Source organism: Actinomycetospora corticicola (assembly GCF_013409505.1).
GTDB lineage: Bacteria > Actinomycetota > Actinomycetes > Mycobacteriales > Pseudonocardiaceae > Actinomycetospora > Actinomycetospora corticicola.
On sequence record NZ_JACCBN010000001.1, the window covers coordinates 1,053,677 to 1,080,173 of the forward strand.

The following is a 26,497-nucleotide window of genomic DNA, read 5'->3' on the forward strand; positions in this document are numbered from 1 at the left end:
TGTCAGGCGGCCACGGTGCCGGGCGGACTCTCCGGTGGGTTGCCGCCGCCGGGGATGGGTTGTCGGTCCGGGTCGATCCAGAGGGGTGGGATGAACCAGGGCCGGCCGGAGAGCATGTGGATCTCCCAGCCGCCGTGGTGGACGAGGTGGTGGTGGTAGCGGCAGAGCAGGACGAGGTTGTCGGGGTCGGTGGGGCCGCCGTCGATCCAGTGCCGGATGTGGTGGGCGTGGCAGCGGCGGGGTCGGCGGGTGCAGCCGGGGTGGGCGCAGCCGCGGTCGCGGATGGTGAGCAGGCGGCGGAGGGCTTCGGTGACGGCGTAGGTGGCGCGGCCGAGTTCGAGGGGTTCGCTGCGGGTGCCGAGGACGACGGGGAGGATTTGGGCGTCGCAGGCGAGGCGGCGGGCGGTGGCGGGGTCGAGGGGGCGGCCGGTGTCGAATGCGGCGTGGCCGACCTGGCCGCGGAGCCAGTCCAGCGGGATGGTGAGCGCGATCTGGGCGCGGGCGGGGATCGGGAGCCGCTCAGCCCGGTGGGCTCCTGGCGGCGTCGTGGTCGGCGCTGGTGGCGCATCCGATGTGCTGGGGCTCTGGCGTCGGGTCGCTGTGTCGGCGTCCGCGGGCCGACTGCCGACGTCGTTCCCGTCGAGGTCGTCAGGGACGAGTTGCAGGCGGCCGTGGCGGCGGTCGAGGTCGGAGTCCTCGCCGTCGGCTTCGCGGAAGTCCGCGGGGCCGGTCGGCCACGGGTCGGGGTCCTCGTCGGCTTTTGCGCTCCCGCCGGTCGCCTCAGTCCGTGGTTCGGGGTCGTGGGGGTCGATGGGTCCGGTTCCGGTGTGGGCGGCGGCGCAGAGGTCGAGCAGGGCTTCGGCGCGGCGGGCACCGAGGGGGCGGGTGTCGTCGGGGCCGGCGGGTCCGGCGAGGGCGTCGAGGGTTTCGAGGAGCAGTTCGACGTCGGCGGCGCCGTGGATGTGGCCGGTGAAGGCGAGGCTGCCGTCGCGGCGGTGGACGAGCAGCCATTCGTCGTCGGGTTCGTCGGGTTCGCCGGGGGCGATGCCGTCGGGGTCGAGGGTGGCCAGCAGCCGTGCGGCGACGCGTTCGAGGCCGCGCGGGGAGAGCTGTCGGGCGGTCTGCGCGAGGAGGTCCTCGGCGGCGGCGACCTGCTCGGGCTCGATGTCCTCGATCGACCGGACGCGGTCCATCGCGCGCACCAGCACACGGAGGTGTTCCTCGCCGATTGCACCCTCGGCGGCCGCCTGCGCCGAGGCCGGGAGCCGGGGCGGAAGTTCCTGCCCGGAGAGCGCGACCATCTGCAGGGTCTGTTCGGCGTGGCGGAGCAGGTGGGCGGCGTGGGCGTGGTCGACGCGCCAGAGTTCCTCGAGGAAGCGGCCGAGGTCGCGGTGTCCGGTGGTGGTCCAGGCGGCGGTCTCGGCGAGGTCGCCGATGGCGGCGAGCAGGGCGTGTTCGGCGAGCCGGGCCGCGGTCATCGCGCCCCGCGCCCGCTCCATCACCGCCTCGTCTGCCGCACCCACGCTCACGTCGATCAGTCTACGGGCCGCTGACCTGGAGGAACATCCGCTGTTCGAACGTATGTTCGAGTAGCGTTCGACAGGCTTGGTCCTGACGATCGGAGCAACGGCGGCGGTCCGGACACGGTGTCAGGGCTTCTCGTGCTCACCTGGCCGGAGGCCACACGCCGGCAGCACCACCGTGTCGACGAGTCGGGCGAGCAGGTTCACGTCGATCGGCTTGCGCTGCACGATGAGGCGGAACGCGGTCATCGACGGGGTCACGAACGCGATCGTCTCGACGTCCACGTCGTCCCGGACCTCGCCCCGCTCGATCGCGCGCCGGATGAGCAGCCGCTGCGAGGCGACGAAGGGCTCGACCAGGGCGGTGCCCGCAACCTCGGCCAGCGCCGGATCGGCCGGGAGCAGCGAGGCCATCCCCGACGCGAGGGCGAGTGTGCGTCGCTCGTCGTCGGGGGTCTGCGGGCGCATGAGAGCGAGGAGGTCGCCGCGCAGGCTGCCGGTGTCGGGCAGCTCGTCGAGGGTCGGCATCCGGTCGAACTGCGCGACGGCCTGCACGACCAGATCCGACTTCGAGGGCCAGCGGCGGTAGAGCGTCGCCTTGCCCGCTCCGGCGCGGCGGGCGACCTGGTCCATCGTCATGCGCTCGTAGCCGTGCTCGGCGAGGACCTCGAGCGCCGCCGTCAGGATCGCCGTGTCCCGGCTCGCGTCGCGGGGGCGACCACCGCGGGCGCGGGGAGCGGAGTCGTCGGTCATCGCGGCCCATCCTCCCGAACGCGCCGAGGCCCCGGCACGGAGCCGGGGCCTCGGGGCGGTCACCTCAGATCAGGACGAGCGCGAGGCTGGTGACCAGGCTCGTCGTCAGGAAGTAGGGCGCGTTGAGCGCGCCGTAGCGCAGGGGGTGCGGGAAGTTCGGGTTGATCGCGATCTGGAAGGTCATCGCGAGGAGGTAGCCGATCCCGACGACGAGGCCGAAGACCACCGCGTCGGTCGCCGTGCTCAGCTGCAGTGCGGCCACGAGCACCGCGCTGGTGAGCACCACGACGACGATGCAGACCAGCGGGCCGACGGCGTCGACCGTCCGCTGCTGCGGCGCCGGCTGCCCCTCCCGACCGAGCACTCGCACGTACTGCTTCGCGGCGACGAGGCCGAACCAGAGACCGCCGAGTCCGATCGAGACCACGGACGCGATCGCGACGGCGAGCCAGTTGATGTTCGAGAACGCCTGGAGCACGAGGATTCCTCTTCCCCTGGGGCAGCGGGCCGGCGGCGGCTGCTCTGCCAGTAACGATACTGATCGGTTCCGGAACTGACAAGTCTCGTTCGGCCCGATCCGCGGATCTGCGCCAAGGTCTGCGCATGACGATTCCCGAGAGCGTCGGCGTGATCGGCGGCGGCACGATGGGCGCGGGCATCGCCCACGTCCTCCTGACGGCGGGTGCCACGCGGGTGGCCGTGGTGGAGAGCGACGACGAGCGCGTGGAGGCGGCCCGATCCGCCGTCGGGACGAGCCTGCAGGGAGCGGCGGACCGCGGGAAGCTGCCCGAGGGCGAGAGCGTCGAGTCGCTCCTGGAGCGCACGACCTTCGTCGTGGGGGCGGGGGAGCTGCCGACCGACGCGGGCCTCGTCGTCGAGGCCGTGCCCGAGAAGATCGACCTCAAGCAGCGGATCCTCGGCGAGGTGGCGCAGCGGTGCCCGGACGCCGTGCTGGCGTCGAACACGTCGTCGTTGTCGGTGGCTGCGATCGGCGCCGAGCTGCCGGCCGACCGCGTCATCGGCATGCACTTCTTCAACCCGGTGCCCGCACAGAAGCTCGTCGAGCTGATCCGGACCCCGCAGACCGCCGACTCCGTCGTCGAGCAGGCGCGGCAGTGGGTGGGCGACCTCGGCAAGACCCCGATCGTCGTCGACGACTCCCCGGGCTTCGCGACCTCCCGGCTCGGGCTCGTCGTCGGGCTCGAGGCGATCCGGATGGTCGAGGAGGGCGTGGCGACCGCCGAGGACATCGACACCGGGATGGAGCTCGGCTACCGGTGGCCGATGGGGCCGCTGAAGCTCACCGACGTCGTGGGGCTCGACGTCCGGCTGGCGATCGCCGAGCACCTCGCGACCGAGCTGGGGGACCGGTTCGCCCCACCGCAGCTCCTGCGCGACAAGGTGGAGCGCGGGGAGCTCGGGCGCAAGAGCGGACAGGGCTTCCACACCTGGGAATGACCCGCACGGCTGGCTAGCGTCCGGCCCATGACGACGACGGGGCGCCGGCTCGCGCTGGACGTGGAGCCGGCGGTGAACAGCACGGTCGTGATGATGACCGTGCTGGCCCTGGCGATCGACCGCGGCGTGTCGGACTTCCGGGACGTCCTGTCGCTGAGCCTCGGCCCGCTCCTCGCCACCTTCGCGGCGCACCTGTTCGCGACGACGCTCAAGGCGGTCCACGCCGAGCACGCCCTCCCTTCCCGACGACGGGTGCTCGGGCTGACCGGGCACGCGGCGCAGTACCTGCTGCCGGGGCTCGGGCCGCTGGCGGTGGTCGCCGTCGTCGCGGGGACGGGCTTCGCCGGAGCGGCGGGTCCGGTGGAGTCGGCGCACATCACGATCGACCTGAGCTGGATCGCCCTGGTCGTGCTCGGCGGGGTCGGCGGGTGGCGGGCGCTGCGCCGGTGGTGGGGCGCGGTCCTGGGGGCCGTGGGCGCCTTCGGGGTCGGGTTCGTCGTGCTCCTGCTGCGGGTCCTGCTCGAGGGTGGCTTCGCCACGTGAGCAGAAAAGGTCGCAGTAACGACCCTCAGTGCTCACCTGCCGCAGGCACATGCTCCAGCGCCACCCACCCCTCGTAGCCCACGGCCCGCAACGACCGTAGCCACCGGGCGAGCGGCAACGACCCCGTCCCCGGGGCGCCCCGGCCGGGCGCGTCCGCGATCTGCGCGTGCGTGAACTCCGCCCCGCGGGCCGCGATCGCCGCGTCGACGTCCTCGCCGTTGACCGCCAGGTGGTAGAGGTCCGCCAGGACCCCCGCCCCCACGCCCACCCGCTCGACCAGCGCGAACGCGTCGTTCGTCGTCAGGACCGGGTAGTCGGCCATGGCCGACAACGGCTCGATCAGCAGCACCGAGCCCTGCGCCGCGGCCGTCGCACACGCCTCGGCCAGCCGCTCCACCGCCACGTCGGACACCGGGCCCCGGCCGACCAGCGTGTTGTGCATGCGCGCTCCGAGCCGGCGTCCGATCTCCAGCCCGACCGCGAGCGAGTCGGCGAACTCCGCCGGGCGGTCCCCGACGATCCCGCGCTCACCGGCGGCCATGTCGCCGCCGAAGAGGTTCATCGCGATCAGCTCGACGCCGGCATCGGTCACGGAGGAGCAGAACGCGTCCACCTCGGCCGCGGCAGGACCTGCCGTCGGGAAGGGCCACCAGGACTCGACGACGGTGAAGCCGTCCGCGCGGGCGCGCGCGGGCCGCTCGAGCACCGGGACGTCGGGGTACCGGATGGACACGTTCACGGCGAGGCTCACGCGCCGAACTCCGTCAGCCGGGTCGCCAGGTCGTCGACGTCGGTGAGGTTGCCGACGCTGAACCGCATCGTCCCGTCGTCGACCGCCTGGAAGTCGCTGCCCGCCATCACCAGCACGTCCTGGTCGCGGAGGAGGGCCTGCACGACGTCGGGTGTGCGCGACACCGCGCGCGGGTGCCGGACCCAGGCGAAGAACCCGCCGAGCGCGACGACCTCGAACCCACCCGGCCGCTCGCGCATGGCCGCGGCGAACGCGTCCCGCCGCCCCGCCACCTCGGCCGCCCGCTCGGTCCGCCAGCCCTGCGCGCGGGTCAGACCGGCCCACGCCGCCTCCTGCCCGACGCGGGGCGCCCCGATGGCGACGCAGTCGAGCAGCTTGAGGGCCTGCCGACGCAGCGATTCGCCCCCGACGAGCGCGCCGACGCGGTACCCGGCCAACGCGAGGTCCTTGGAGAAGCTGTGCAGCGTGACCACGGTGTCGCGCCAGTCGGCCGCGGAGTACAGCGTGTGCGGGCCGACCGAGCGGAAGGCGCGGTAGGTCTCGTCGAGGACCAGGGCGAGGTCCCGACGACGGGCGAGGTCGGCGAAGGCCGCGAGCTCCCCGGGTGGGATGTCGACGCCGCTCGGGTTGCCCGGCGTCACGAGCACGATCGCCCGGGTGCGCGGCGAGACGAGCGCCTCGGCGTCGGCGGCGTGCGGGGTCAAGGAGGCGTCGGGCTCCACGGTCACCGGCTCGATGCCCCGCATGCGCAGCCACATGGCGTGGTTGAAGTAGGTCGGGCGGGCCACGAGCACCTCGTCGCCGGGCTCGCAGAGGGCGTCGGCGACCAGGCAGAAGGCCTGGTTGCAGCCGGCCGTGACCACCAGGTCGTCGGCGGTCACGTCCCCGCCGTGGTCGGCGCGCAGATCCGCGGCGAAGGCCTCCCGCAGGTGGGGCAGTCCGGCCTGCGCGGCGTAGCGCGCGTCCTCGGCGACGGCCGCGACGTGCTCGACGACCTCCGGGGCGGGCGGGTAGGCGGGTGCGGCGCGGGCGAGGTCGAGCAGGGGTCGGTGGCCGCCCGCCCGGCCCACGCCGTCGTAGGCGGCGGCCATCGGCGAGTCGACGCCGGCGGCGACGCGGGAGGAGAGGCGCACGGTCAGGGCGAGCGGAGCGACGGGGTGGTCATGGAGCCAGGATGCCGGGAGCGCGCCCGTGGGGCACCCTCGAGGACATGGGCGACGGTGATGGCGGGCACACCGATGTGATCGTGATCGGCGCCGGGTTCTCCGGCCTCTACGCCCTGCACCGGCTGCGCTCGCGCGGGTTCTCGGTGCAGGTGCTCGAGCAGGCCGACGGGGTCGGCGGCACCTGGTACTGGAACCGGTACCCGGGCGCCCGCTGCGACTCCGAGAGCTACTACTACTGCTACTCGTTCGACCCGGAGCTCGAGCAGGAGTGGCGCTGGACGGAGCGCTACCCGGGGCAGGAGGAGATCCGCGGCTATCTCGAGCACGTCGCCGACCGCTACGACCTGCGCCGCGACATCGCCTTCGGGGTCCGGGTGTCCGAGGCCGCGTGGGACGGCGCGGGCTGGACCGTGACGAGCGAGGACGGGACGTCCCGACGATGCCGCTGGCTGGTCACGGCGGTCGGCTGCCTGTCCGCCGCGAACGTGCCGGACATCCCGGGGCTCGCGGACTTCGCGGGGGAGTGGCACCACACCGGACGCTGGCCGCACGAGGGCGTGGACGTGTCCGGACGACGGGTCGGGGTGGTCGGGACCGGGTCCACCGGCATCCAGGCGATCCCGGTGCTCGCCGAGGCGGCGGGGCACCTGACGGTGTTCCAGCGGACGGCGAACTACTCGATCCCCGCTCGGAACGCGCCGCTCTCCGAGGAGGAGATGACGGCGACGAAGTCCGACTATGCGGCCATCCGGCGGGTGCAGCAGGGCTCGACCAACGGCCACCCCTTCGTCCTGTCCGACGTCGACATCCTGGACCTGCCCGCCGACCAGCGTCGAGCGCTCTACGACGCCGCCTGGGAACGGGGCGGGCTCCGGTTCCGGGCGGCGGTCAAGGACGTGCTGAGCGACCCCGATGTCAACGCCGACACCAGCGAGTTCCTCCGCGAGAAGATCCGCGAGACGGTGCACGACCCGGCGACCGCCGAGACGCTGACCCCGCGGGACCACCCCTTCGCCACCAAGCGCCCGCCGATCGACACCCACTACTTCGAGACCTACAACCGGGAGAACGTGTCCCTGGTCGACGTGAAGGCGGACCCGATCGCGGCGATCACGCCGGACGGGGTGCGGCTGGAGTCCGGCGCCGAGCACCCCCTCGACGTCCTCGTCTTCGCGACCGGCTTCGACGCCCTCACCGGCCCGCTCCTCTCCTTCGACATCCGAGGACGCGACGGGGTGTCGCTGCGCGAGGCGTGGCGGGAGGGTCCACGCACCCACCTCGGCCTCGGCGTCGCCGGCTTCCCCGACCTGTTCACCGTCACCGGACCCGGCAGCCCGTCGGTGCTCACGAACATGCCGACCGCGATCGAGCAGCACGTGGACTGGATCGCCGATCTCCTGGAGCGGCTGCGCGCGACCGGCGAGCACGCCGAGCCGACGCCCGAGGCGGAGGCGACGTGGGCGTCCGAGGTGGCCCGGGCGGCGGACGCCACGCTGCTGCCGCAGGCGGCCAGCTCCTGGTACCTGGGCGCGAACGTGCCCGGGAAGGCGCGGGTGTTCCTGCCCTACGCCGGTGGTTACGCCCGGTACCGCGCCACCTGCGACGACGAGGCCGCGGCGGGCTACCCGGGCTTCGGTCTGGCGGAGAACCGGACGAACCTCGCGAATCGTCACGCTGTGTAACGTAGACACAGTCTCGACCGACGATCGAGTCATGAGCTGGACCGAGAAGGTCGTCGGGGAGTTCCGGGTCTCGCCGTGGCGGACGCTCGCGCTGGGCCATCCGGGTCGCATCACGGCGTCCCGGCACTTCCGGGTCTGCCACCGCGACCACATCCGTCTCGCGACCCCGAGCGCCCGGCTCCGCCTGGGCACCCACGCCTTCGGCTTCGCGCGCGGCGACGAGGGCGGCCTCCTCCGGCTCGACGGCGACCTCGAACTGCGCGGCAACGTGCAGGTCGGGGTGGGCGCCGCCTGGACGGTGGGGGAGGGAGCGACGCTGTCGATCGGCGACCGCACCTACTTCTCCCCGAGCACCCGCATCGTCGCCATGAACGGCATCACGATCGGCGACGACTGCGCGATCTCCTGGGACGTCCAACTGCTCGACGAGGACTTCCACGAGGTGATCATCGACGGGGACGTGCGCCCGACCGGGGCGCCGATCACGATCGGCGACCACGTGTGGATCGGATCCCGCGCGACGGTGCTCAAGGGCTCGGTGATCCCGGACGACACCTCGGTCGCCTCCGGAGCCGTCGTCGCGGGGGTGTTCACCGAGCCCGGCACGGTGCTCGCCGGGTGCCCGGCGAAGGTCGTCCGCCGCAACGTCGTGTGGACGTGAGGGCGGCGTCCCGACGGTTCAGGCGGTGCGGGAGACAGCACGACGGGCGGCGACGACGGTGACCGCCGCGAGGGCGGCGAACGCGGGGACGGCGGCGACCCCGAGCACGGCGAGCACGGCGGGCTGGTCGGCGACGTAGGCCACGCCCCGGCCCGCGAGGTTCAGCGCGTGCAGGACGGCCCCGGCGAGGGTCGTCACCGTGTAGACGCGGAGGAGGCGTGCGTGGCTGCGCCAGTCGGCGGGGCCGCCGACGAGGCGGTTGAACAGCGAGCCGGTCACCGGGCGGCGCAGGAGGGCGGACCCGAGGAACAGCACCCCGAGCACGGCCGGGAGGAGGGTCGGGATCAGGAAGAACGCGCGGGCCTCCCCGGAGAACGCCGCGAGGCCGGCGCACACCCCGGCGACCGCCAGGCCGACCAGCGCGCCGCGCTGCGGTTCTCGGCGGGCGAGCTGCACGCCGAACGTGACCGGTGCTGCAACGGCCAGGGCGACGAACGCCCACCCGAGACCGCCGAGGGCATCGGCGACGACGAACGCGGCAGCGGGGGCCGCGGCGAGGAGGATGCCCACGACGCCACCCGAGCGCGCCAGGGCGTCCCGCATCGCCGAGGCGAGCGTCGTCGCCCCCGCCGTCGTCTCCGTCGTGGCGACCGGCTCGTCGGACCCGCGCTCGAGGGGGACGGCGGCCGTCGGGTCGAGCGCTGCGATCGGCGTGGGCGACGCGGTGGGGGTGAGGTCGTTCGGCACGGGGAGCTCCGTCCGCTTCGGGTGGTGTGTCCCGTTCACCGTCGCCGGATCCCTGGGCGACAACCACGGCCTCCCGATCCCCGGCTGGACGGTCCACCCCGGCCAGGAGGGGTCGTCCGCGGGCACCTCGACGTGGCACGCTCGCACGACGGTGGCGCAGCCCGGCCGTCGCCGGAGCCGACCTCAGCGACGAGGAGGACCCCGTGCAGGTGTCCTGTGCCTTCCCGACCGCCCTGAGCACGCCCGACGACATCGCGGTGGCCGAGGAGCTCGGCTACGAGCGTGCCTGGATCTACGACACACCCCAGCAGAGCCCCGACGTCTGGATGACCCTGGCGCTGGCCGCGCAGCGGACGGAGCGGATCGGCCTCGGCCCCGGCGTGCTGGTGCCGAGCCTGCGCCACCCGATGGTCAACGCCGCGGGCACCGCGACCCTCGCCGCGCTGGCCCCGGGCCGGGTCGCGGTCGCCTTCGGGACCGGGTTCACCGGCCGACGCGCCATGGGACACGGGGCGATCACCTGGTCGTTCATGGACGCCTACATCCGGGCCTACCGCGCGCTCCTGGCGGGCGAGGTGATCGAGTGGGAGGGGGCCCGCATGCGGATGCTCCACCCCGACGGCCACGCGCCGGCCCGGCCGGTCGAGGTCCCGGTCCTCGTCGGCGCCCTCGGGCCGAAGGGCAACAAGGTCGCCAACGAGCTCGGCGACGGCCTGTTCGTGACGCTGCAGCAGCCCGACTTCATGACCGAGTACTCCTGGGTGCCCTACCTGGCCTGGGGCACGGTGCTCGACGACGACGAGCCGCAGGACTCCGACCACGCGCGGGTGGCGGCCGGACCGGGGTGGGCGCTCGCCTACCACGGCGCCTACGAGTTCGCGGGCGCCGACGCGGTGCGCGAGCTCCCGGGCGGGGCGGCGTGGATGGACGTCGTGGAGCGGACGTCGCCCGACGAGCGGCACCTCGCGGTGCACGCCGGGCACTGCGTGGAGCTCAACGAGGCCGACCGGGCCGCGTGGGACGCGGGCGGCCACGTGATGGTGCGCGACGCGACGCTCAGCGGCACCCGCGACGAGGTCCGACGGCGCCTCGCCGAGCTGGGCGCCCGCGGCGTCACCGAGATCGTCTACCAGCCGTGCGGTCCCGACACCCGCTCGGAGCTGGCGCGGTTCCACGAGGCGGCGGCCGGCGTGGAGTCGTAGCTCCCGTCGTCAGGACGCCGCGCGACGGGCGTGCTGCTCGACGAGGCGGGTGAAGATCTCGGGGTACTCGAGGTTGGTCAGGTGCCCCGCGCGGGGGAGCACCGCGAGGTCGGCCACCGGGAGCGTGCGGCGCAGCATCAGCGTCGCGTCGATGGCCTCGTCGTCGCGGTCCCCGACGACCAGCAGGGTCGGCACGGTCATCGACACCAGCCGGTCGGTGAGGTCGTAGAGCGACGGCCGGGACGCCTGGACGCCGCGCATGGTGAGCGCCGCGCCGACCGGGTCGTGCTCGGCGAGGATGCGCAGGTGCTCGTCGTGGGCGTGCTGATCCCGCTCGCGCAACGGCAGCCGCGCCGGCCGGTTGCCGTAGTCCGCGGCCACGGTGGCCGACCCGTCCCGCTCGTAGGCGTCGGCGAGCGCGAGGGCGTCCGCCCGGAAGGCCGCGGCGCGCTCCGGCGCCGCCCCGTAGCCGCAGCCCGCGACGACGAGCCCGGCGCAGCGGTCGGGGCGGGTCAGCCCGAGGTGCAGGGTCGCGAACCCGCCCATCGAGTTCCCGACGACGAGCGCCTGCTCGATCCCCAGCGCGTCGAGTACCGCGACCGCGTCGGCCACCGCCCGGTCCTGCGAGTAGGCGGCCGGGTCGGTCGGGACGTCGGAGTGCGGGTAGCCCCGCGCGTCGTAGGTGATGCAGCGGTACCGCTCGGCCAGGAGACCGAACTGCGGCGACCACGAGCGGTGGTCGCCCCCGAACTCGTGGAGGAACAGGACCGGCGTCCGCTGCGCGGCGTCTCCTCCCGTGTCGTACACGGCCAGGCCGACCCCGTCGTCGGTCGTCACGCGCACGTCGCCGCCACCCCCCTCAACGTCTCCAGGGCGGCGCGGACCGGCGGCGTGTGCGCGGCGGCGTCCCGGAGGACGGCCATGATGGACCGGACGGGGGTCGGACGCACCACCCGGACGGTGCACAGCCCGGCCGGGAGCGCCCGCGTCCCGAGCACCGGCAGCACCGTCAGGCCGATCCCGGCGTCCACGAAGGCGATCGCCGTGGGGTAGTCGGCCGCCTCGACGTGGAACGACGGGGCGAACCCCGCGGCCGTGCAGGCCTCGAGCAGGACGGCCCGGCACGCCCCCTGCGCGGCGTCGTTGTCGACCCACTGCTCGCCCGCCAGCTCCGCGAGCTCGACCTCCGCGACCCCGGCCAGCCGGTGGGTGCGCGGCACGACGGCGACGTAGGGGTCGTCGAGCAGGTGGTGGGCGGTGAAGCCGGGCCGCGGCGTCCAGCCCGGCCGCGCCACGGCCACCTGGAGGTCGGGCCGGTGGGCGGGGTCGTCCGGGAGGTACTCGAGCAACGACAGGTCGAGGCGGACGTCGGGGAACTCGCCGGTCAACCGGGTGACCACGTGCGGCAGCCAGGCCGACCCCGCCGAGGCGAAGTAGCCGAGGGAGACGGTGCCCGTGCGGCCCGCCCGCAGGTCGGCGACCACCGCCTCGGCCTCGCCGAGCCGGGCCAGGACCGCGTCGGCCTGGTCGGCGAGCGCCAGCCCGGCCGCCGTGGGACGCAGGCCTCGTCCGACGCGCTCGAAGAGGTTCAGCCCGGTCTCCCGTGCCAGCGCGGTGATGTGCTGGCTGACCGCCGACGGCGTGTAGCCGAGGTTGTCGGCGGCCGCGGCCACCGTCCCGCTGGCCACGACCGACCGGAACACGCGCAGCCGCTGGGTGTCGAGCACCCGCCGACCGTACAGTCACGCTGAATCGTCGTGAAGGACTCTTCGCTGGTGCTTCCCGGTCGAGCGGGCGCAGGCTCGGTGCCATGAGCACCTCGACCGCCCCGACCCGCCGTCGGGACGACCTCCGCCCGGCGCTCGCCGCGGGGGTCACCGTGCTGCTGTGGGCGTCCGCCTTCGTCGGTGTGCGCAGCGCGGGGCACGACGTCGAGCCAGGGGCCCTCGCCTTCGGGCGCATGCTGGTCGCGAGCGCGGCCCTCACCGCTGTCGTGCTGTTCCGGGGGCTCCCGACGATGCCGCGCGGACGGCGGCTCGCCGCCGTCGCGGCCTGGGGCGTCGCCTGGTTCGGCGCCTACAACCTCGCCCTCAACGCCGCCGAGACCCATCTCGACGCGGGCACGACGGCACTGCTCGTGAACCTGGCCCCGGTGCTCGTCGCACTGCTCGCGGGCCTGTTCCTCGGGGAGGGGTTCCCGCGTCGCCTGCTCGTCGGGGTCGCGATCGCCTTCGGGGGCGTCGTCCTCATCGCGGTGGCGGGGCCGGGCGGGCGGGCCGACACCGTCGGGGTCGCGCTGGGGCTGACCGCCGCGGTGCTCTACGCCGGGGCCGCGGTCGCGCAGAAGCGGCTGCTCGCGCACACCGACGCGCTGACGATGACGTGGCTGGGGTCGCTCGCGGGCACGCTGGTCACCGCGCCGTGGGCGCCGTCGCTCGCCCGCGACCTGTCCGCGGCGCCGACCGGCACCGCGCTCACCGTGGTCTACCTCGGCCTCTTCCCGACCGCGGTCGCGTTCCTGGCCTGGGGCTACGCCCTGTCCCGCACCACCGCCGGGCGGCTGGCCTCGACCACCTACGCCGTGCCGGCCCTCGTCGTCGCGCTGTCCTGGCTGCTGCTCGCCGAGGTCCCCGCACCGCTCGCGTTCGTCGGCGGTGCGCTCTGCCTGGTCGGGGTGGCGGTGTCGCGGGGGCGCAGCCGGGCCGCGCGCGACGGTGCCGGATTTCCTGACCCTGGGTGCAAGCAGCGACGCATTGCGTGCACCCAGGAGGTGCCGGGCTACCCGTGCTCGACCGCCGCCCGGCCGGCCTCGAGCCGGGCGACCGGCACCCGGAACGGCGAGCAGGACACGTAGTCCAGGCCGGCGCGGTGGAAGAAGTGCACCGAGTCGGGGTCGCCGCCGTGCTCGCCGCAGATGCCGAGCTTGAGGCCCGGACGCACCTCCCGGCCGCGCCACGAGGCGATCTCGACGAGCTCGCCGACGCCCACCGTGTCGAGGGACTCGAAGGGCGAGACGCCGAAGATGCCGTGGTCGAGGTAGGCCGAGAAGAACGAGCTCTCCACGTCGTCGCGGGAGAAGCCCCACGTCGTCTGCGTGAGGTCGTTGGTGCCGAACGAGAAGAACTGCGCGACCTCGGCGATCTGCGCGGCCACCAGCGCGGCGCGGGGCAGCTCGATCATCGTGCCCACCTGGTGCTCGACCGGGGCGCCGTCGACCAGCGACTCCGGCTCCTGCACCACCTCGGCGATCTCCGCCGCCACCGCCTGCAGCTCCTGCACGGTGCCGACCAGCGGCACCATGATCTCGGGAAGGACGTTCACGCCCTCCGCGGCCAACGTCGCCGCGGCCCGGGTGATGGCGCGGATCTGCATGGCGAACAGGCCCGGGACCTGGATGCCGAGGCGGACGCCGCGCAGGCCGAGCATCGGGTTCTGCTCGTGCAGGCGGCGCACGTTCTCCAGCAGCGCCTCCTGCTCGTCGGTCAGCTCCCCGCGCTCGCGGGCGACCGCGACCTCCACCGACAGCTCGGTGAGGTCGGGCAGGAACTCGTGCAGCGGCGGATCGAGCAGGCGGATGGTCACCGGGAGCCCGGCCATCGCGCGGTAGAGGGCGGTGAAGTCCTCGATCTGCATCGGCAGCAGCGCGGCGAGCGCCTTCTCGCGCTCCTCCGGGGTCTCCGCCAGCACCAGGTCCTCCACCAGCGAGCGGCGCTCGCCGAGGAACATGTGCTCCGTGCGGCACAGCCCGATGCCCTCGGCGCCGAACCGGCGGGCCAGCCCCGCGTCCTCGCCGGTGTCGACGTTGGCGCGGACCTTCATCCGTCGTCGGGCGTCGGCGTGGGCCATGATCCGGTCGACCGCGACGACGAGCTCGTCGTCGGGATCGATCTCCCCGGTCTCGAGGTAGGACACGACGGGGCTCGCCGACACCGGGATCTCGCCGAGGTAGACCTCGCCGGACGTGCCGTCGATGGCGATGACGTCGCCCTCCACGACCTCGTGGCCCGACGCCGTCGTGAATTTCTTCCCGCGGACGTCGACCTCGAGCTCCTCGGCGCCGCAGACCGCGGTCTTGCCCATGCCGCGGGCGACCACGGCGGCGTGCGAGGTCCGCCCGCCACGGCTGGTGAGCACGCCCTCCGCGGCGATCATGCCGCCGAGGTCGTCGGGGTTCGTCTCGCGCCGCACGAGGATGACCTTCTCGCCGCGCTTGGCCCACGCGATCGCGGTCTCCGAGTCGAAGACCGCCTCCCCGCCGGCCGCGCCGGGGGAGGCGTTCATCCCCGTCGTCAGGAGCTCCTTCTCCGCGTCCGGGTCGAAGCGGGGGAACATCAGCTGCGCGAGCTGGTGCCCGGTGACGCGCAGCAACGCCTCGTCGAGGTCGATGAGGCCCTCGTCGACGAGCTGCGTCGCGACGGTGAACGCGGCGGCCGCGGTGCGCTTGCCGACGCGGGTCTGCAGCATCCAGAGCTTGCCGCGCTCGATGGTGAACTCGATGTCGCAGAGGTCGCGGTAGTGCTGCTCGAGCGTGGTCATGATGCCCATGAGCTCGTCGTAGGAGCTCTTGTCGAGGCCCTCGAGGTCGGTCAGCGGGAGCGTGTTGCGGATGCCCGCGACGACGTCCTCGCCCTGGGCGTTCTGCAGGTAGTCGCCGTAGACCCCGCGGGTTCCCGACGCCGGGTCGCGCGTGAACGCGACGCCGGTGCCGGAGTCCATCCCGAGGTTCCCGAAGACCATCGAGCAGACCGACACGGCGGTGCCGAGGTCGGCCGGGATGCGCTCCTGGCGGCGGTAGATGTTCGCGCGCTCGGAGTTCCACGAGTCGAACACCGCGCGGACGGCGAGGTCGAGCTGCTCGCGCGGCTCCTGCGGGAAGTCCCGCCCGGCGTGCTCGCGGACGAGGCCCTTGTAGGTCTCGACGAGGGCGGCGAGGTCGCCGGCGTCCAGGTCGAGGTCGTTCTTCGAGCCCTTGGCGGCCTTGGCGGCCTCCAGGGCGTCGTGGAAGTGCTCGGCGTCGATCCCGAGGACGGTCGCGCCGAACATCTGCACGAGGCGGCGGTAGGAGTCCCAGGCGAACCGGTCGTCGCCGGCCTGCGTGGCGAGGCCGTGCACCGAGGAGTCGTTCAGCCCGACGTTGAGGACGGTCTCCATCATCCCGGGCATCGAGAACTTCGCCCCGGACCGGACGGAGACCAGCAGCGGGTCGTCGGCCTGGCCGAGGTGCTTGCCCATCGTGGCCTCGAGGGCGGCGAGGTGCTCGGAGACCTCGTCGGCCATCCCCGCTGGTTCGGCGCCCCCGGCGAGGTACGCGCGGCAGGCGTCGGTGGTGATGACGAACCCGGGCGGGACCGGCAGGCCGAGGTTGGTCATCTCGGCGAGGTTCGCCCCCTTGCCGCCCAGCAGGTCGCGCTGGCTCCTGTCGCCCTCGGCGAAGTCGTACACGAACTTGGTCATCGCCCAGCCCTCCCGTGCGCCGACACCACCGGGGAAACCTGACACGTCGAGCGGGCGGAAGCCACCGTGGGAGGAGGAGGACACCCCCGTTCGGGAGCGATCCAGTGGTCCCGTCGCCCGACCGCCATGCATCCCACTGTGATCCAACCCGTCGGTAACCCGGTCGAAGCTCAAGGAAGGCTCAGGCGCGGGTCCGTCCGGCTTCCGTCGTGACGGCGCGCACGGCAGGGTGGGTCGCTCAGGACACCCCTGACCGGCAAGCGATCAACGAGGACTGCTCCGCATGCTCTCCGACTCCAGCGACCCGCAGCGCGACCCCGACCCCGAGGGCACCGACGAGTGGCGCGAGGCCCTCGAGTCCGTGCTGGCGGTCGAGGGTCCGCAGCGCGCCCACGACCTGCTCGACGAGCTGATCGGCCAGGCCCGTCGGGCCGGCGCGCCGGTCCCGTACTCGGCGACCACGCCCTACGTGAACACCATCGCGGTGGAGGACGAGCCGCCGCACCCGGGGGACCGGGCGGTGGAGCACCGCATCCGCTCGGCGATCCGCTGGAACGCGGTGGCCACCGTGCTGCGCGCGAACAAGGAGTCCTCGGAGCTCGGCGGGCACATCGCGAGCTTCCAGTCCGCGGCGACGCTCTACGACACCGGCTTCCAGCACTTCTGGCACGCGCCGTCGGAGGACCACGGCGGCGACCTGGTGATGATGCAGGGGCACTCCTCGCCCGGCATCTACGCCCGCGCGTTCCTCGAGGGCCGTCTCTCCGAGGAGCAGATGGACGCCTTCCGGCAGGAGACCGGCGGGAAGGGCCTGTCGTCGTACCCGCACCCGTGGCTGATGCCGGACTTCTGGCAGTTCCCCACGGTGTCGATGGGGCTCGGCCCGCTCATGGCGATCTACCAGGCGCGCTTCCTCAAGTACCTGCACGGCCGTGACCTCGCGCAGACCGCCGACCGGCACGTGTGGGCCTTCCTCGGCGACGGCGAGATGGACGAGCCGGAGTCGCTGGGTGCGATCTCGCTGGCCGGGCGCGAGCGTCTCGACAACCTGGTCTTCGTCGTCAACTGCAACCTGCAGCGGCTCGACGGCCCGGTGCGCGGCAACGGCAAGATCATCCAGGAGCTGGAGGGTCTGTTCCGCGGCGCCGGCTGGAACGTCATCAAGGTGATCTGGGGCAGCCGCTGGGACGAGCTGCTCAAGCGGGACTCCACCGGCCGGCTCCACCAGCTCATGGAGGAGTGCGTCGACGGCGACTACCAGACCTTCAAGTCCAAGGACGGCGCCTACGTCCGCGAGCACTTCTTCGGCCGCTACCCGGAGACCGCGGAGCTCGTCGCCGACTGGTCCGACGAGGAGATCTGGGGTCTGACCCGCGGCGGGCACGACCCGTCGAAGATCTACGCCGCCTACGCGGCCGCGACGGCCCAGAAGGACCGCCCCACCGTCATCCTGGCCAAGACGGTCAAGGGCTACGGCATGGGCGAGGCCGGCGAGGGCCAGAACATCTCCCACCAGCAGAAGAAGATGGCGGGCGAGCAGCTCACGATCTTCCGCGACCGCTTCGACCTGCCGATCTCCGACGACGAGATCGCCTCGCTGCCCTACCTGAGCTTCGAGCCGGACTCGGAGGAGGCGGTCTACCTCCGCGAGCACCGTGCGGCGCTCGGCGGCTCGCTCCCGCAGCGCCGGACCCGCTCGGAGTCCCTCGAGGTGCCCGAGCTCTCGGCGTTCGGCGCCCAGCTCGCCGACTCCGGGGACCGGAGGATCTCCACGACGATGGCGTTCGTGCGCGTGCTCAACACGCTGTTGCGGGACAAGAAGATCGGCAAGCGGGTCGTCCCGATCGTCCCCGACGAGTCCCGCACCTTCGGCATGGAGGGCATGTTCCGGCAGTTCGGGATCTTCTCCCGGGTCGGGCAGCTCTACACGCCCGAGGACGAGGGCCAGCTGATGTCCTACCGCGAGGCGGAGAACGGGCAGCTGCTCCAGGAGGGCATCAACGAGCTCGGCGCGATGTCGTCCTGGATCGCGGCGGCGACGGCGTACTCCACCAGCGACGTCCCGATGATCCCGTTCTACATCTACTACTCGATGTTCGGGTTCCAGCGGGTCGGCGACCTCGCCTGGGCGGCCGGGGACCTGCGCGCCCGTGGCTTCCTGCTCGGCGGCACCGCCGGCCGCACGACGCTGAACGGCGAGGGCCTCCAGCACGAGGACGGGCACTCGCACCTGTTCTCGTCGGTGATCCCGAACTGCGTGTCCTACGACCCGACCTTCGCCCACGAGGTCGCGGTGATCGTCCAGGACGGCCTGCGGCGGATGTACGCCGAGCAGGAGGACGTCTTCTACTACCTGACCCTGATGAACGAGAACTACCACCACCCGGCGCTGCCGGGCCTGGGCGACGACGCCGCCGAGGCGGCCGCCCGGGAGGGGATCATCAAGGGGCTCTACCTGCTGCAGGAGGGCGCCCCGGCCCCGGCGAAGCGGTCGCGCTCGAAGGCGTCCGCGAAGCCCCGCGTCCAGCTGATGGGCTCGGGCACGATCCTCAACGAGGTGCTCGCCGCGGCCGAGATGCTCTCCTCGGACTGGGGGGTCGACGCCGACGTGTGGAGCGCGCCCAGCTTCACCGAGCTGCGCCGCGACGGGATCGACACCGAGCGCTGGAACCTGCTGCACCCGACGTCGGAGCCCCGGAAGTCGTGGGTGGAGCAGCAGCTCGAGACGCGACCCGAGGGTCCGGTCGTCGCGGCGACCGACTACATGCGGGCCTTCCCCGACCAGATCCGCCAGTTCGTCGTCGGGCGCCGCTACGAGGTGCTCGGCACCGACGGGTTCGGGCGCTCCGACTACCGCGCGGCCCTGCGGGACTTCTTCGAGGTCGACCGCCGCTTCGTCACCGTCGCCGCCCTCCACGCGCTGGCCCGCGACGGGAAGATCGAGGCCTCGGTGGTCGCCGACGCCATCGCGAGATACGAGATCGACCCCGAGCGCCCCGCTCCCGCGCACACCTGACGCCGCCCGCCCCTGTCTAGCGAGGTCATCCAACGATGTCGGCCCCCGCCGCAACCCAGGTCACCGTCCCCAACATCGGCGACTTCTCCGACGTGCCGATCATCGAGGTCCACGTCTCGCCCGGCGACACCATCGCCGTCGACGATCCGCTGCTCACCCTCGAGTCCGACAAGGCGACGATGGACGTGCCGTCCTCGCAGGCCGGGACCGTCGTCGAGGTGCTGGTGTCGGTGGGCGACGCCGTCAGCGAGGGCACGCCCGTCGTCATGCTGGACGCGGGGGAGGGGGAGCCGACCGACGACGGGGACGCCGCCCCCGAGCCCTCCGGCGCCGCGCAGCAGGCCGACACCGAGGCAGCCGCACAGGAGCCGGACACCGAGCGCCCGTCGTCGAACGGGTCCTCGCGCCCGCCGTCCTCCAACCCCTCGACCGCCACGCCGGCGGCCTCCGAGCTGCCCGCGCACGCCGGCCCGAGCGTGCGCAAGCTCGCCCGCGAGTTCGGCGTCGACCTCGCGCAGATCACCGCGAGCGGGCCGAAGGGCCGGATCACGAAGGAGGACCTGCTCTCCTTCGTCCGGGGTGGCGACGGGGCCTCGGCACCGGCCGCGGCCGCGCCGGCGCCCGCCGCGCAGGGCTCGGGCATCCCCGAGATCCCGGCCCAGGACTTCTCGGTGTTCGGCGAGGTCGAGACGCAGCCGCTCTCGCGGATCACGCGGATCTCCGGGCCGTTCCTGCACCGGTCGTGGCTGAACGTCCCGCACGTCACGCACAACGACGACGCGGACATCACCGACACCGACCGCTACCGCAAGGAGCTCGACACCGCCGCGAAGGCCGAGGGTTACCGGGTCACCCTGCTCGCGTTCCTCATGAAGGCGAGCGTGTCGGCACTCAAGGCGTTCCCGACGGTCAATGCGTCGCTGACCCCGGAGAAGGACGCGCTGATCCTGAAGCGCTACTACCACATCGGGGTCGCGGTGGACACGCCCGGCGGCCTCGTGGTGCCGGTCATCCGCGACGTCGACCGCAAGGGCATCGTCGAGATCTCGAAGGAGCTCGGCGAGGTCTCGGCGCGGGCGCGCGAGGGCAAGCTGACCGGGGACGACATGAAGGGCGGCACCTTCACGATCTCCTCGCTCGGCGGGATCGGCGGCACCGCGTTCACCCCGATCGTCAACGCCCCCGAGGTCGCGATCCTCGGCGTCGTGCGCTCCCGCGTGGCACCGGTGTGGAACGGCACCGAGTTCGAGCCCCGCACGCTGCTGCCGCTGTGCTTCTCCTACGACCACCGCGTCATCGACGGCGCCCTGGCCGCCCGCTTCACCCGGCACGTCGCCCACACCATGGGCGACGAGCGCCGCCTCCTGCTGTAGGTGCCTCCGGCAGGTGAGCAGAAAGTGGGGTTACAGCCCCACTTTCTGCTCACCTGGCCGCAGGCCACCACGTCCATCGAAAGGTTCCGGAGTGGCTGACACCGTCGTCGTCGAGGTCCCCGACATCGGCGACTTCACCGACGTCCCCGTCATCGAGATCCACGTCGCCGAGGGCAGCGAGATCGCCCTCGACGAACCGCTGCTGACCCTCGAGTCGGACAAGGCGACGATGGACATCCCCGCCGAGGTGGCGGGGACGGTCACCGAGGTGCGGGTCGCGGTCGGCGACCGCATCTCCCAGGGGACGCCCATCCTCGTCGTCACGCCGGCCGGCGGGGGCGAGGAGTCCGCCACCCCGCCGCCGACGAAGAAGGCCTCGACGCAGACCGAGAAGCCGGGCGCGAAGGAACGGAACCGCTCCGCGCCGACGCCCGCGTCCGACGGCGACGAGGACCGCCACGTCGGGCTGCTCGTCCTCGGCGCGGGCCCCGGCGGGTACACCGCGGCGTTCCGGGCGGCCGACCTCGGGCTCGACGTGCTCGTCGTCGACTCCCGCGACCAGCTCGGCGGGGTCTGCCTCAACGTCGGCTGCATCCCCTCGAAGGCGCTCCTGCACGCGGCGAAGGTGATCGCCGAGACCAAGGAGATGTCCGAGCACGGCGTCTCGTTCGGCGCCCCGCAGATCGACCTCGACAAGCTCCGCGACTGGAAGGACGGCGTCGTCGGCAAGCTCGTCGGCGGTCTCGCCGGCCTGGCGAAGCAGCGCAAGGTCGCCACCGTGCAGGGCTACGGACGCTTCGTCTCGCCGCACCGCGTGGAGGTCACCACGGCCGACGGGTCGACGACGACGATCGGGTTCGACCAGGCGATCGTGGCGGCCGGCTCGGAGCCGGTGCAGCTCCCGTTCGTCCCGCACGACGACCCGCGGGTGCTCGACTCCACCTCCGCGCTCGAGCTCGCCGAGATCCCCGAACGCCTGCTCGTGCTCGGCGGCGGCATCATCGGCCTGGAGATGGCCACGGTGTACGCGGAGCTCGGCTCGAGGATCACCGTCGTCGAGCTGATGGACCAGATCATCCCGGGGGCCGACAAGGACCTCGTCAAGCCGCTGGCCAAGCACATCTCGTCGCGCTACGAGAACGTCTTCCTCTCCACCAAATGCACGGACGTCGAGGCCACGGAGAAGGGCCTCGTCGTGTCGATGGAGGGGAAGAAGGCCCCGGAGCAGGACACGTTCGACGCCGTGCTCGTGTCGGTCGGGCGCGTGCCGAACGGCAAGGTGATCGGGCTCGACACGGCCGGGGTCGACGTGAACGACCGCGGCTTCCTCGCCGTCGACGCGCAGATGCGCACGAACGTCGAGCACATCTTCGCGATCGGCGACATCGTCGGGCAGCCCATGCTCGCCCACAAGGCGGTGCACGAGGGGAAGGTCGCCGCCGAGGTGGCGGCCGGGAAGCCGAGCGCGTTCGACGCCACGGTGATCCCGTCGGTCGCCTACACCGACCCCGAGGTCGCCTGGGTCGGCGTCACCGAGAACGAGGCCAAGGCGCAGGGTCTGTCCTACGGGACCGGCACCTTCCCGTGGGCCGCGTCCGGGCGGTCGCTGTCGCTGGGCCGCTCCGAGGGGTCGACGAAGCTGCTCTTCGACACCGAGACCGACCGCGTCATCGGCGCCGGGATCGTCGGACCGGCGGCGGGTGACCTCATCACCGAGGCGGCCCTGGCCATCGAGCTGGGCGCCGACGCGGCCGACATCGGGCTCACCATCCACCCGCACCCGACGTTGTCGGAGACCGTGGGCATGGCGGCCGAGGCGTTCGAAGGCACCCTGACCGACCTGTACCTGCCCAAGAAGAAGCCGACGAAGGCCTGACCCTTCCGAGCGAGCGGCACTTTCGCGCACATAGATGCTGCGAAAGTGCCGTTCGTTCCGCCATGGGAGGGCCCGGCGGCCGGGAAACGGCCGCCGGGAACCCGATCAGGCCGACGGCACGTCCACCGTCGTCGCCAGGACGGCCGCCTCGCGGGCGTCGCGGCGGTTGTGCTCCAGGAAGTCCGGGGCGGTGCACAGGTAGAGGGTGCGGCCGTCGGCGCCCCCGAGGCCGCAGGCGTAGACACCGGTGCCGGGCTCCACCGAGTCCACGATCTCGCCGCCCTCGCGCACCCGGACCGCGCGCCCGCCGAGGGCGTCCGCGACCCACAGGCAGCCCTCCGTGTCGAGCGTCGGCGAGCACCCGTCGGGCGCCACCACCAGCTGGCCACCGAGCACCGTCTCCAGGTCCGACGACGTCGGCAGTGAGCCGAACGAGGCCCAGTCGCGGCGCGGGCCGAGCGACCCGTCGTCGTGGATGTCGAAGGCGCTGATGCGGTTGCCGAACGTCTCGTCGACCAGCAGGGTCCCGCCGGCGACGACGCTGCCGTTGGGGAACCACAGGTCGTCCGCCGCCGCGGTGACCGAGCCGTCGGGGTCGACGCGGAACACGGTGGTCGGGGCGACGGGGGCGCCGCCCATGAGGTCGAAGCCGAAGTTGCCGACCCAGGCCCGGCCGGTCGAGGAGTCGACGACCATGTCGTTGAGCTGCGCGGGGACCTTCCCGGACAGGTCGGCGTGCGTGACCACGGAGCCGTCGGCCTCGCGGCGCAGGATCCGCCGGTCGCGGGCGGAGACCGCGAGGAGCCTGCCGTCGGGGAGCCACCCGATGCCGGACGGCTGTGCGGGGATCTCCAGCTCGGTCCGCAGGTCGGAGCCGTCCTCGCGGGCCGACAGGACCCGGTGGGTGTAGAAGTCGACGAACCAGAGCCGGTCGTCGTGCCAGCGCGGGCACTCGGTGAAGGACATCCCGTCGACGACGGTGCGGATCTCGCGGCTCACGTCTGACCTCCTGGCCTCGGCGGTGGGGCGGGAGGAACGTACTCGCTCAGAACGGGCGACGCCGGTGCCCGAGCGAGCCCATGAGCAGGAAGAGCAGCGGGAACAGCATGAAGCCCGCGCCGTTCCCGGCGATCACCAGCGCCACCATGCCGACACCCAGCACGATCGGGATCAGCGCCATCGGCCAGACCGCCCGCGCGGGCAGGTGCGGCCGGGCCGGGACGATCTGCCCGGCCGGGGCGAGGTGCGGCTCCGGGAGATCGGTGAACAGCGCGTCCAGCTCGTCGCGGTAGACCGCCGCCCCCGCGGTGGCCGAGCGGTCGCTGTACGTGGTCACGTCCAGCCGCCCGGCCTCGAGGTGCTCGTCGAGCGCCTTCATGGCAGCGGTCCGCTCGTCGTGCCCGACCCGCAGGCGGGGCGTCTCGGCCGGCCGGTCCGCGTGGTCGTCGGTCATGCCTCCATGGTGCGCCCGGATCGGTCCGCGTGCCGTGAGTTCGGCGTTCAATTCTGGGCGGTCGGCCGCACGACGATCTCGCCCACGTCGACCCCGGCCGGCTGCGCCATCGCGTAGGCCACGGCGCGGGCGATCGCGTCCGGCGGCATCGCGATCTCCGCCATCCGCTCCTGGTACTCCCGACGACGGGCCGGGTCGGCCACCGTGTCGACGAACTCGGTCGCCGTGAACCCGGGGGAGACCGCCGTGACCCGCAGGTGCGGGCCGGCCTCCTGGCGCAGGCCCTCGCACAGCGTGCGCACCGCGTTCTTCGTGGCCGCGTACACGACCTGGTCCGGCACGATCCGCAGCCCGGAGGTCGAGACGATCGCGACGAGGTGCCCGGCGGACTGCGCGCGGAACACCGGCAGCGCGGCGGCCACCCCGTGCAGCACGCCGCGCAGGTTCACGTCGATCATCTCGTCCCAGTCCTCGACCGTCTGGGTGTCCAGCCCGCCGACGTGGGCGACGCCCGCGTTGGCCACGAACACGTCGAGGCGCCCGAAGGTCGAGACGGCGAGGTCGACCAGGGCGGCCACGTCGTCCCGACGACGGACGTCGGTCGCCCGGGTGCGCACCTCGCCCCCGAGCTCGGCCGCGAGGGCGTCCAGCCGGTCGGCCCGGCGGGCGCCGAGGACCAGTCGGGCGCCCTGCCCGGCGAGCAGCCGGGCGGTCGCCTCCCCGATCCCGCTGCTCGCCCCGGTGATCACGACGACGGGTGACTCCACGGTGTGCTCCTCATGCGATAGGGCTATCACTCGCTAGAGTAACAGCCCTCTCACATCGCTGGAGGTGTCGATGCCCGGAGGTCCGCGACAGCGGGGGCGCTACCACCACGGCGACCTCCCCTCGGCTCTGCTCGACGCCGGGCTCGAGCAGCTCGCGACGGCGGGTCCGGCCCGGTTCTCGGTCGCGGAGGTGGCCCGACGGGTCGGGGTCAGCACGGCCGCCCCGTACCGGCACTTCACCGACCGCGACGGGTTCCTCGCCGCCGTCGCCGCCCGCGCGGCGGAACGGCTGGCCGCCGCGGTGTCGGCGGAGTCGACCGCCGATGACCCCCGCGACCGGCTCGCGACGGCCACCGGCGCCTACGCGGCGTTCGTCGCCGAGCACCGCATCGGGTTCGACGTCGTCTTCTCGCCGGCCCTGCGCGGGGCCCGGGACGCCGATCTCGCGACGGCGGGACGCGCCGTGATGGCGCTCTTCCTCGAACCCGCCCGGGAGATCGCCGGGGACCGGGCGCTGGAGCTCACCGAGCAGGTGGTCGCCCTCGCGCACGGGTACGGGACGCTCGACGCCGACGGCTTCCTCACCGCCGACCGGGTCACCGCCGATCCCACCGCCGTGCGGGTCCGCCGGGCGGCGCGGGCGCTGATCGACGGCACCCGCTGACCGACGGCACCCGCTGACCGACGGCACCCGCTGACCGACGGCACATGCTGACGGACGAGCCCGCCGATCAGGGCAACAGCTCGAACCGCTTCGCCTCGTGGCGCAGCTCGTCGCGGTGTTCGGGGGCGGCGATGGCGATGAGCTCCCGGGCGCGCTGCGCGATCGAGCGCCCGCGCAGCGACGCGACGCCGTACTCGGTGACGACGTGGTCGACGGTGTTCTTCAACGTGGTGACGACGCTGCCCGCCGTGAGCTGGGCGCGGATGCGCGAGATCCCCGACGACGTCGCCGCGTGCGTCACGAGGAAGGCGCGTCCGCCGGGGGAGTACATCGCGCCGCGGGCGAAGTCGGACTGACCGCCGGACGACGACCAGTAGCGGCCGGCGATCGTCTCGCTCGCTGCCTGCCCCATCAGGTCCACCTCGGTCGTCGCGTTGATCGAGACGAAGTTCGGCTCCTCGGCGACCACCCGCGGGTCGTTGGTCCACTCCACCGGCAGGAACGCGACGTCGGTGCGCCCGTCGAGCCAACGGTGCATCGCCTCGTCCCCGATCGAGAACGTCGTGACGTGCTCGCCCGGCCGCTGCTTCTTGCGCGCTCCGGTGACGACGCCGAGGTCGACGAGGTGGGCGAGCCCGCTCGCGAGGCATTCGGTGTGGATGCCGAGGTCGCGGTGGCCGGTCAGGGCCTCCGTGACCGCGCCCGGGGTGCCGCCCACCCCGATCTGCAGGCACGCACCGTGCGGCACCAGGTCGGCCACGAGGCCGGCGATCGCGTGGTCGGCGGGGGAGGGGTCGCGGTGCCGGACCGGCGGCAGGGCCCGGTCGCTCGCGATCCACCCGACGACCTGGTCCGCGCGCAGCAGGTTCTCGCCGCGCGTGAACGGCATCGCCGGGGTGACCTCGAGCAGGAACGGCACCTCGCCGATCATCGAGGCGACGTAGTCGGCGTTCGTGCCCAGGCTGAACCGTCCCTCGTCGTCGGGACCCGCCGCCGCCGCGAGGACCACGGTGCGCTGCGTGGCCTGGCGGAGGAGCAGTGGCATCTCGGAGAAGTGGTTGGGCACGAGGTCGCACGTGCCGCGCCGGTAGGCCTCGCGGGAGCCCGGCCCGAGGTAGTAGTCGACGTGGCGCAACCGGTCGCCGAACTCCCCGCGGATGTAGGGGCGCTCGACGAACGGGTCCATCCGGTGCACGCGCACCCCGTCGAGGTCGTCGGCGATGGACTCGAGGAGGTCGAGCAGCGTCTGCGGCTCGCCCTGAGCGATCGGCACGATCACGTCGGCGCCGTCGGGGATCAGCTCGCGGAGCCGCGTGCGGGCCTCGTCGGGGGACAGCGGTGCGATCACGATCATCGACGTACCCCGCCGCGTCCCGGGGGGAACAACGCGGAGCCCGGGGCGGTTCGA

General features: G+C 73.2%; 23 protein-coding genes. 10 read left to right on the plus strand and 13 right to left on the minus strand.

The features are described 5' to 3' along the window. Positions 1–2: 2 nt before the first annotated feature. The 3 genes from BJ983_RS30495 to BJ983_RS04980 all read right to left on the minus strand — a co-directional run bounded on the left by BJ983_RS30495 (position 3) and on the right by BJ983_RS04980 (position 2,754). Positions 3–1,529, minus strand: coding sequence for a DUF222 domain-containing protein (locus tag BJ983_RS30495; RefSeq protein WP_179792803.1), 1,527 nt, complete (start codon positions 1,527–1,529; stop codon positions 3–5). A 120-nt stretch (positions 1,530–1,649) separates the two neighbouring features. After that, on the minus strand, positions 1,650–2,276 hold the full coding sequence (locus BJ983_RS04975; protein WP_179792804.1) for a TetR/AcrR family transcriptional regulator: 627 nt from the start codon (positions 2,274–2,276) through the stop codon (positions 1,650–1,652). A gap of 64 nt (positions 2,277–2,340) precedes the next feature. Continuing rightward, positions 2,341–2,754 carry a DUF1761 family protein gene (locus BJ983_RS04980; RefSeq protein ID WP_179792805.1) on the minus strand — a complete coding sequence of 138 codons (414 nt, stop codon included), beginning with the start codon at positions 2,752–2,754 and terminating at the stop codon, positions 2,341–2,343. A 125-nt stretch (positions 2,755–2,879) separates the two neighbouring features. Between BJ983_RS04980 and BJ983_RS04985 the strand changes: the two genes are divergently transcribed. Beyond that, the gene (locus BJ983_RS04985) at positions 2,880–3,734 is read left to right on the plus strand and encodes a 3-hydroxyacyl-CoA dehydrogenase family protein (RefSeq protein ID WP_179792806.1); all 855 of its coding nucleotides are present in this window, start codon (positions 2,880–2,882) and stop codon (positions 3,732–3,734) included. Between the two features lie 27 nt (positions 3,735–3,761). Further along, positions 3,762–4,277, plus strand: a complete 516-nt coding sequence (locus BJ983_RS04990) for a hypothetical protein (RefSeq protein WP_179792807.1) — start codon at positions 3,762–3,764, stop codon at positions 4,275–4,277. 25 nt (positions 4,278–4,302) lie between these two features. Here BJ983_RS04990 and BJ983_RS04995 read toward each other — a convergent pair whose 3' ends face one another. After that, on the minus strand, positions 4,303–5,028 hold the full coding sequence (locus BJ983_RS04995; protein ID WP_179792808.1) for a TIM barrel protein: 726 nt from the start codon (positions 5,026–5,028) through the stop codon (positions 4,303–4,305). After that, positions 5,025–6,161: an aminotransferase gene (locus BJ983_RS05000; protein ID WP_179792809.1), complete on the minus strand. Its 1,137-nt coding sequence runs from the start codon at positions 6,159–6,161 to the stop codon at positions 5,025–5,027. Before BJ983_RS05000 ends, BJ983_RS04995 begins: the two co-directional genes overlap by 4 nt. Before the next feature lie 41 nt (positions 6,162–6,202). On the opposite strand from BJ983_RS05000, the gene BJ983_RS05005 reads away from it, so the two are divergent. Both BJ983_RS05005 and BJ983_RS30115 read left to right on the plus strand, forming a co-directional pair. Further along, entirely contained in the window at positions 6,203–7,876 is a 1,674-nt protein-coding gene (locus BJ983_RS05005; protein ID WP_246325532.1) for a flavin-containing monooxygenase, read from the plus strand. A 31-nt stretch (positions 7,877–7,907) separates the two neighbouring features. After that, positions 7,908–8,537: an acyltransferase gene (locus tag BJ983_RS30115; protein WP_218890119.1), complete on the plus strand. Its 630-nt coding sequence runs from the start codon at positions 7,908–7,910 to the stop codon at positions 8,535–8,537. Positions 8,538–8,555: 18 nt separating this feature from the next. Here the strand turns inward: BJ983_RS30115 and BJ983_RS05015 are convergent, their stop codons facing one another. Further along, the gene (locus BJ983_RS05015; RefSeq protein WP_179792810.1) at positions 8,556–9,284 is read right to left on the minus strand and encodes a DUF3159 domain-containing protein; all 729 of its coding nucleotides are present in this window, start codon (positions 9,282–9,284) and stop codon (positions 8,556–8,558) included. Positions 9,285–9,487: 203 nt separating this feature from the next. Between BJ983_RS05015 and BJ983_RS05020 the strand changes: the two genes are divergently transcribed. Continuing rightward, positions 9,488–10,486, plus strand: coding sequence for an LLM class flavin-dependent oxidoreductase (locus BJ983_RS05020; RefSeq protein WP_179792811.1), 999 nt, complete (start codon positions 9,488–9,490; stop codon positions 10,484–10,486). Positions 10,487–10,495: 9 nt separating this feature from the next. On the opposite strand, the gene BJ983_RS05025 is transcribed toward BJ983_RS05020, so the two are convergent. Continuing rightward, entirely contained in the window at positions 10,496–11,329 is an 834-nt protein-coding gene (locus BJ983_RS05025; protein ID WP_343053734.1) for an alpha/beta fold hydrolase, read from the minus strand. Further along, positions 11,320–12,213, minus strand: coding sequence for a LysR substrate-binding domain-containing protein (locus BJ983_RS05030; protein WP_179792812.1), 894 nt, complete (start codon positions 12,211–12,213; stop codon positions 11,320–11,322). The genes BJ983_RS05025 and BJ983_RS05030 overlap by 10 nt, the downstream gene beginning before the upstream one ends. A gap of 83 nt (positions 12,214–12,296) precedes the next feature. On the opposite strand from BJ983_RS05030, the gene BJ983_RS05035 reads away from it, so the two are divergent. Further along, the gene (locus BJ983_RS05035) at positions 12,297–13,340 is read left to right on the plus strand and encodes a DMT family transporter (protein ID WP_179792813.1); all 1,044 of its coding nucleotides are present in this window, start codon (positions 12,297–12,299) and stop codon (positions 13,338–13,340) included. Here BJ983_RS05035 and ppdK read toward each other — a convergent pair. Further along, a complete protein-coding gene (gene ppdK, locus BJ983_RS05040; RefSeq protein WP_179792814.1) occupies positions 13,265–15,940 on the minus strand; it encodes a pyruvate, phosphate dikinase in 2,676 nt (891 codons plus the stop codon). The two genes, BJ983_RS05035 and ppdK, sit on opposite strands and share 76 nt — an antisense overlap. 283 nt (positions 15,941–16,223) lie before the next feature. Here ppdK and aceE point away from each other — a divergent pair, with 283 nt between their 5' ends. The 3 genes from aceE to lpdA all read left to right on the plus strand — a co-directional run bounded on the left by aceE (position 16,224) and on the right by lpdA (position 22,205). Continuing rightward, positions 16,224–18,956 (plus strand): pyruvate dehydrogenase (acetyl-transferring), homodimeric type, encoded by a 2,733-nt coding sequence (gene aceE / locus BJ983_RS05045; RefSeq protein ID WP_179792815.1) that lies wholly within the window; start codon positions 16,224–16,226, stop codon positions 18,954–18,956. Positions 18,957–18,991: 35 nt separating this feature from the next. Further along, complete coding sequence (locus BJ983_RS05050) at positions 18,992–20,329, plus strand: 2-oxo acid dehydrogenase subunit E2 (protein ID WP_179792816.1); 1,338 nt, start codon at positions 18,992–18,994, stop codon at positions 20,327–20,329. Between the two features lie 91 nt (positions 20,330–20,420). Further along, positions 20,421–22,205, plus strand: coding sequence for a dihydrolipoyl dehydrogenase (gene lpdA / locus BJ983_RS05055; protein WP_179792817.1), 1,785 nt, complete (start codon positions 20,421–20,423; stop codon positions 22,203–22,205). A gap of 105 nt (positions 22,206–22,310) precedes the next feature. Here the strand turns inward: lpdA and BJ983_RS05060 are convergent, their stop codons facing one another. From BJ983_RS05060 to BJ983_RS05070, 3 genes are read right to left on the minus strand one after another with little or no spacing between them, the layout of a single operon-like run. Beyond that, positions 22,311–23,204, minus strand: coding sequence for an SMP-30/gluconolactonase/LRE family protein (locus tag BJ983_RS05060; RefSeq protein ID WP_343053736.1), 894 nt, complete (start codon positions 23,202–23,204; stop codon positions 22,311–22,313). Positions 23,205–23,250: 46 nt separating this feature from the next. Beyond that, positions 23,251–23,658, minus strand: a complete 408-nt coding sequence (locus BJ983_RS05065; protein ID WP_179792818.1) for a DUF1707 SHOCT-like domain-containing protein — start codon at positions 23,656–23,658, stop codon at positions 23,251–23,253. Positions 23,659–23,705: 47 nt separating this feature from the next. Next, entirely contained in the window at positions 23,706–24,425 is a 720-nt protein-coding gene (locus tag BJ983_RS05070) for an SDR family NAD(P)-dependent oxidoreductase (RefSeq protein ID WP_179792819.1), read from the minus strand. Between the two features lie 70 nt (positions 24,426–24,495). Here BJ983_RS05070 and BJ983_RS05075 point away from each other — a divergent pair, with 70 nt between their 5' ends. Continuing rightward, positions 24,496–25,089 (plus strand): TetR/AcrR family transcriptional regulator, encoded by a 594-nt coding sequence (locus tag BJ983_RS05075; protein WP_179792820.1) that lies wholly within the window; start codon positions 24,496–24,498, stop codon positions 25,087–25,089. 67 nt (positions 25,090–25,156) lie between these two features. On the opposite strand, the gene BJ983_RS05080 is transcribed toward BJ983_RS05075, so the two are convergent. Further along, entirely contained in the window at positions 25,157–26,443 is a 1,287-nt protein-coding gene (locus BJ983_RS05080) for an acetyl-CoA hydrolase/transferase family protein (RefSeq protein WP_179792821.1), read from the minus strand. Positions 26,444–26,497: the final 54 nt, after the last annotated feature.

Bases quoted from the DNA above. Each gene is read 5' to 3' on its own strand.
- BJ983_RS05065 (WP_179792818.1), bottom strand. From the start codon at position 23,658: ATGACCGACGACCACGCGGACCGGCCGGCCGAGACGCCCCGCCTGCGG.
- BJ983_RS05050 (WP_179792816.1), top strand. From the start codon at position 18,992: ATGTCGGCCCCCGCCGCAACCCAGGTCACCGTCCCCAACATCGGCGAC.
- BJ983_RS30115 (WP_218890119.1), top strand. From the start codon at position 7,908: ATGAGCTGGACCGAGAAGGTCGTCGGGGAGTTCCGGGTCTCGCCGTGG.
- BJ983_RS04975 (WP_179792804.1), bottom strand. From the start codon at position 2,276: ATGACCGACGACTCCGCTCCCCGCGCCCGCGGTGGTCGCCCCCGCGAC.
- BJ983_RS04990 (WP_179792807.1), top strand. From the start codon at position 3,762: ATGACGACGACGGGGCGCCGGCTCGCGCTGGACGTGGAGCCGGCGGTG.
- BJ983_RS05005 (WP_246325532.1), top strand. From the start codon at position 6,203: ATGCCGGGAGCGCGCCCGTGGGGCACCCTCGAGGACATGGGCGACGGT.
- BJ983_RS05075 (WP_179792820.1), top strand. From the start codon at position 24,496: ATGCCCGGAGGTCCGCGACAGCGGGGGCGCTACCACCACGGCGACCTC.
- BJ983_RS04985 (WP_179792806.1), top strand. From the start codon at position 2,880: ATGACGATTCCCGAGAGCGTCGGCGTGATCGGCGGCGGCACGATGGGC.
- aceE (WP_179792815.1), top strand. From the start codon at position 16,224: ATGCTCTCCGACTCCAGCGACCCGCAGCGCGACCCCGACCCCGAGGGC.
- BJ983_RS05035 (WP_179792813.1), top strand. From the start codon at position 12,297: ATGAGCACCTCGACCGCCCCGACCCGCCGTCGGGACGACCTCCGCCCG.
- BJ983_RS05080 (WP_179792821.1), bottom strand. From the start codon at position 26,443: ATGATCGTGATCGCACCGCTGTCCCCCGACGAGGCCCGCACGCGGCTC.
- ppdK (WP_179792814.1), bottom strand. From the start codon at position 15,940: ATGACCAAGTTCGTGTACGACTTCGCCGAGGGCGACAGGAGCCAGCGC.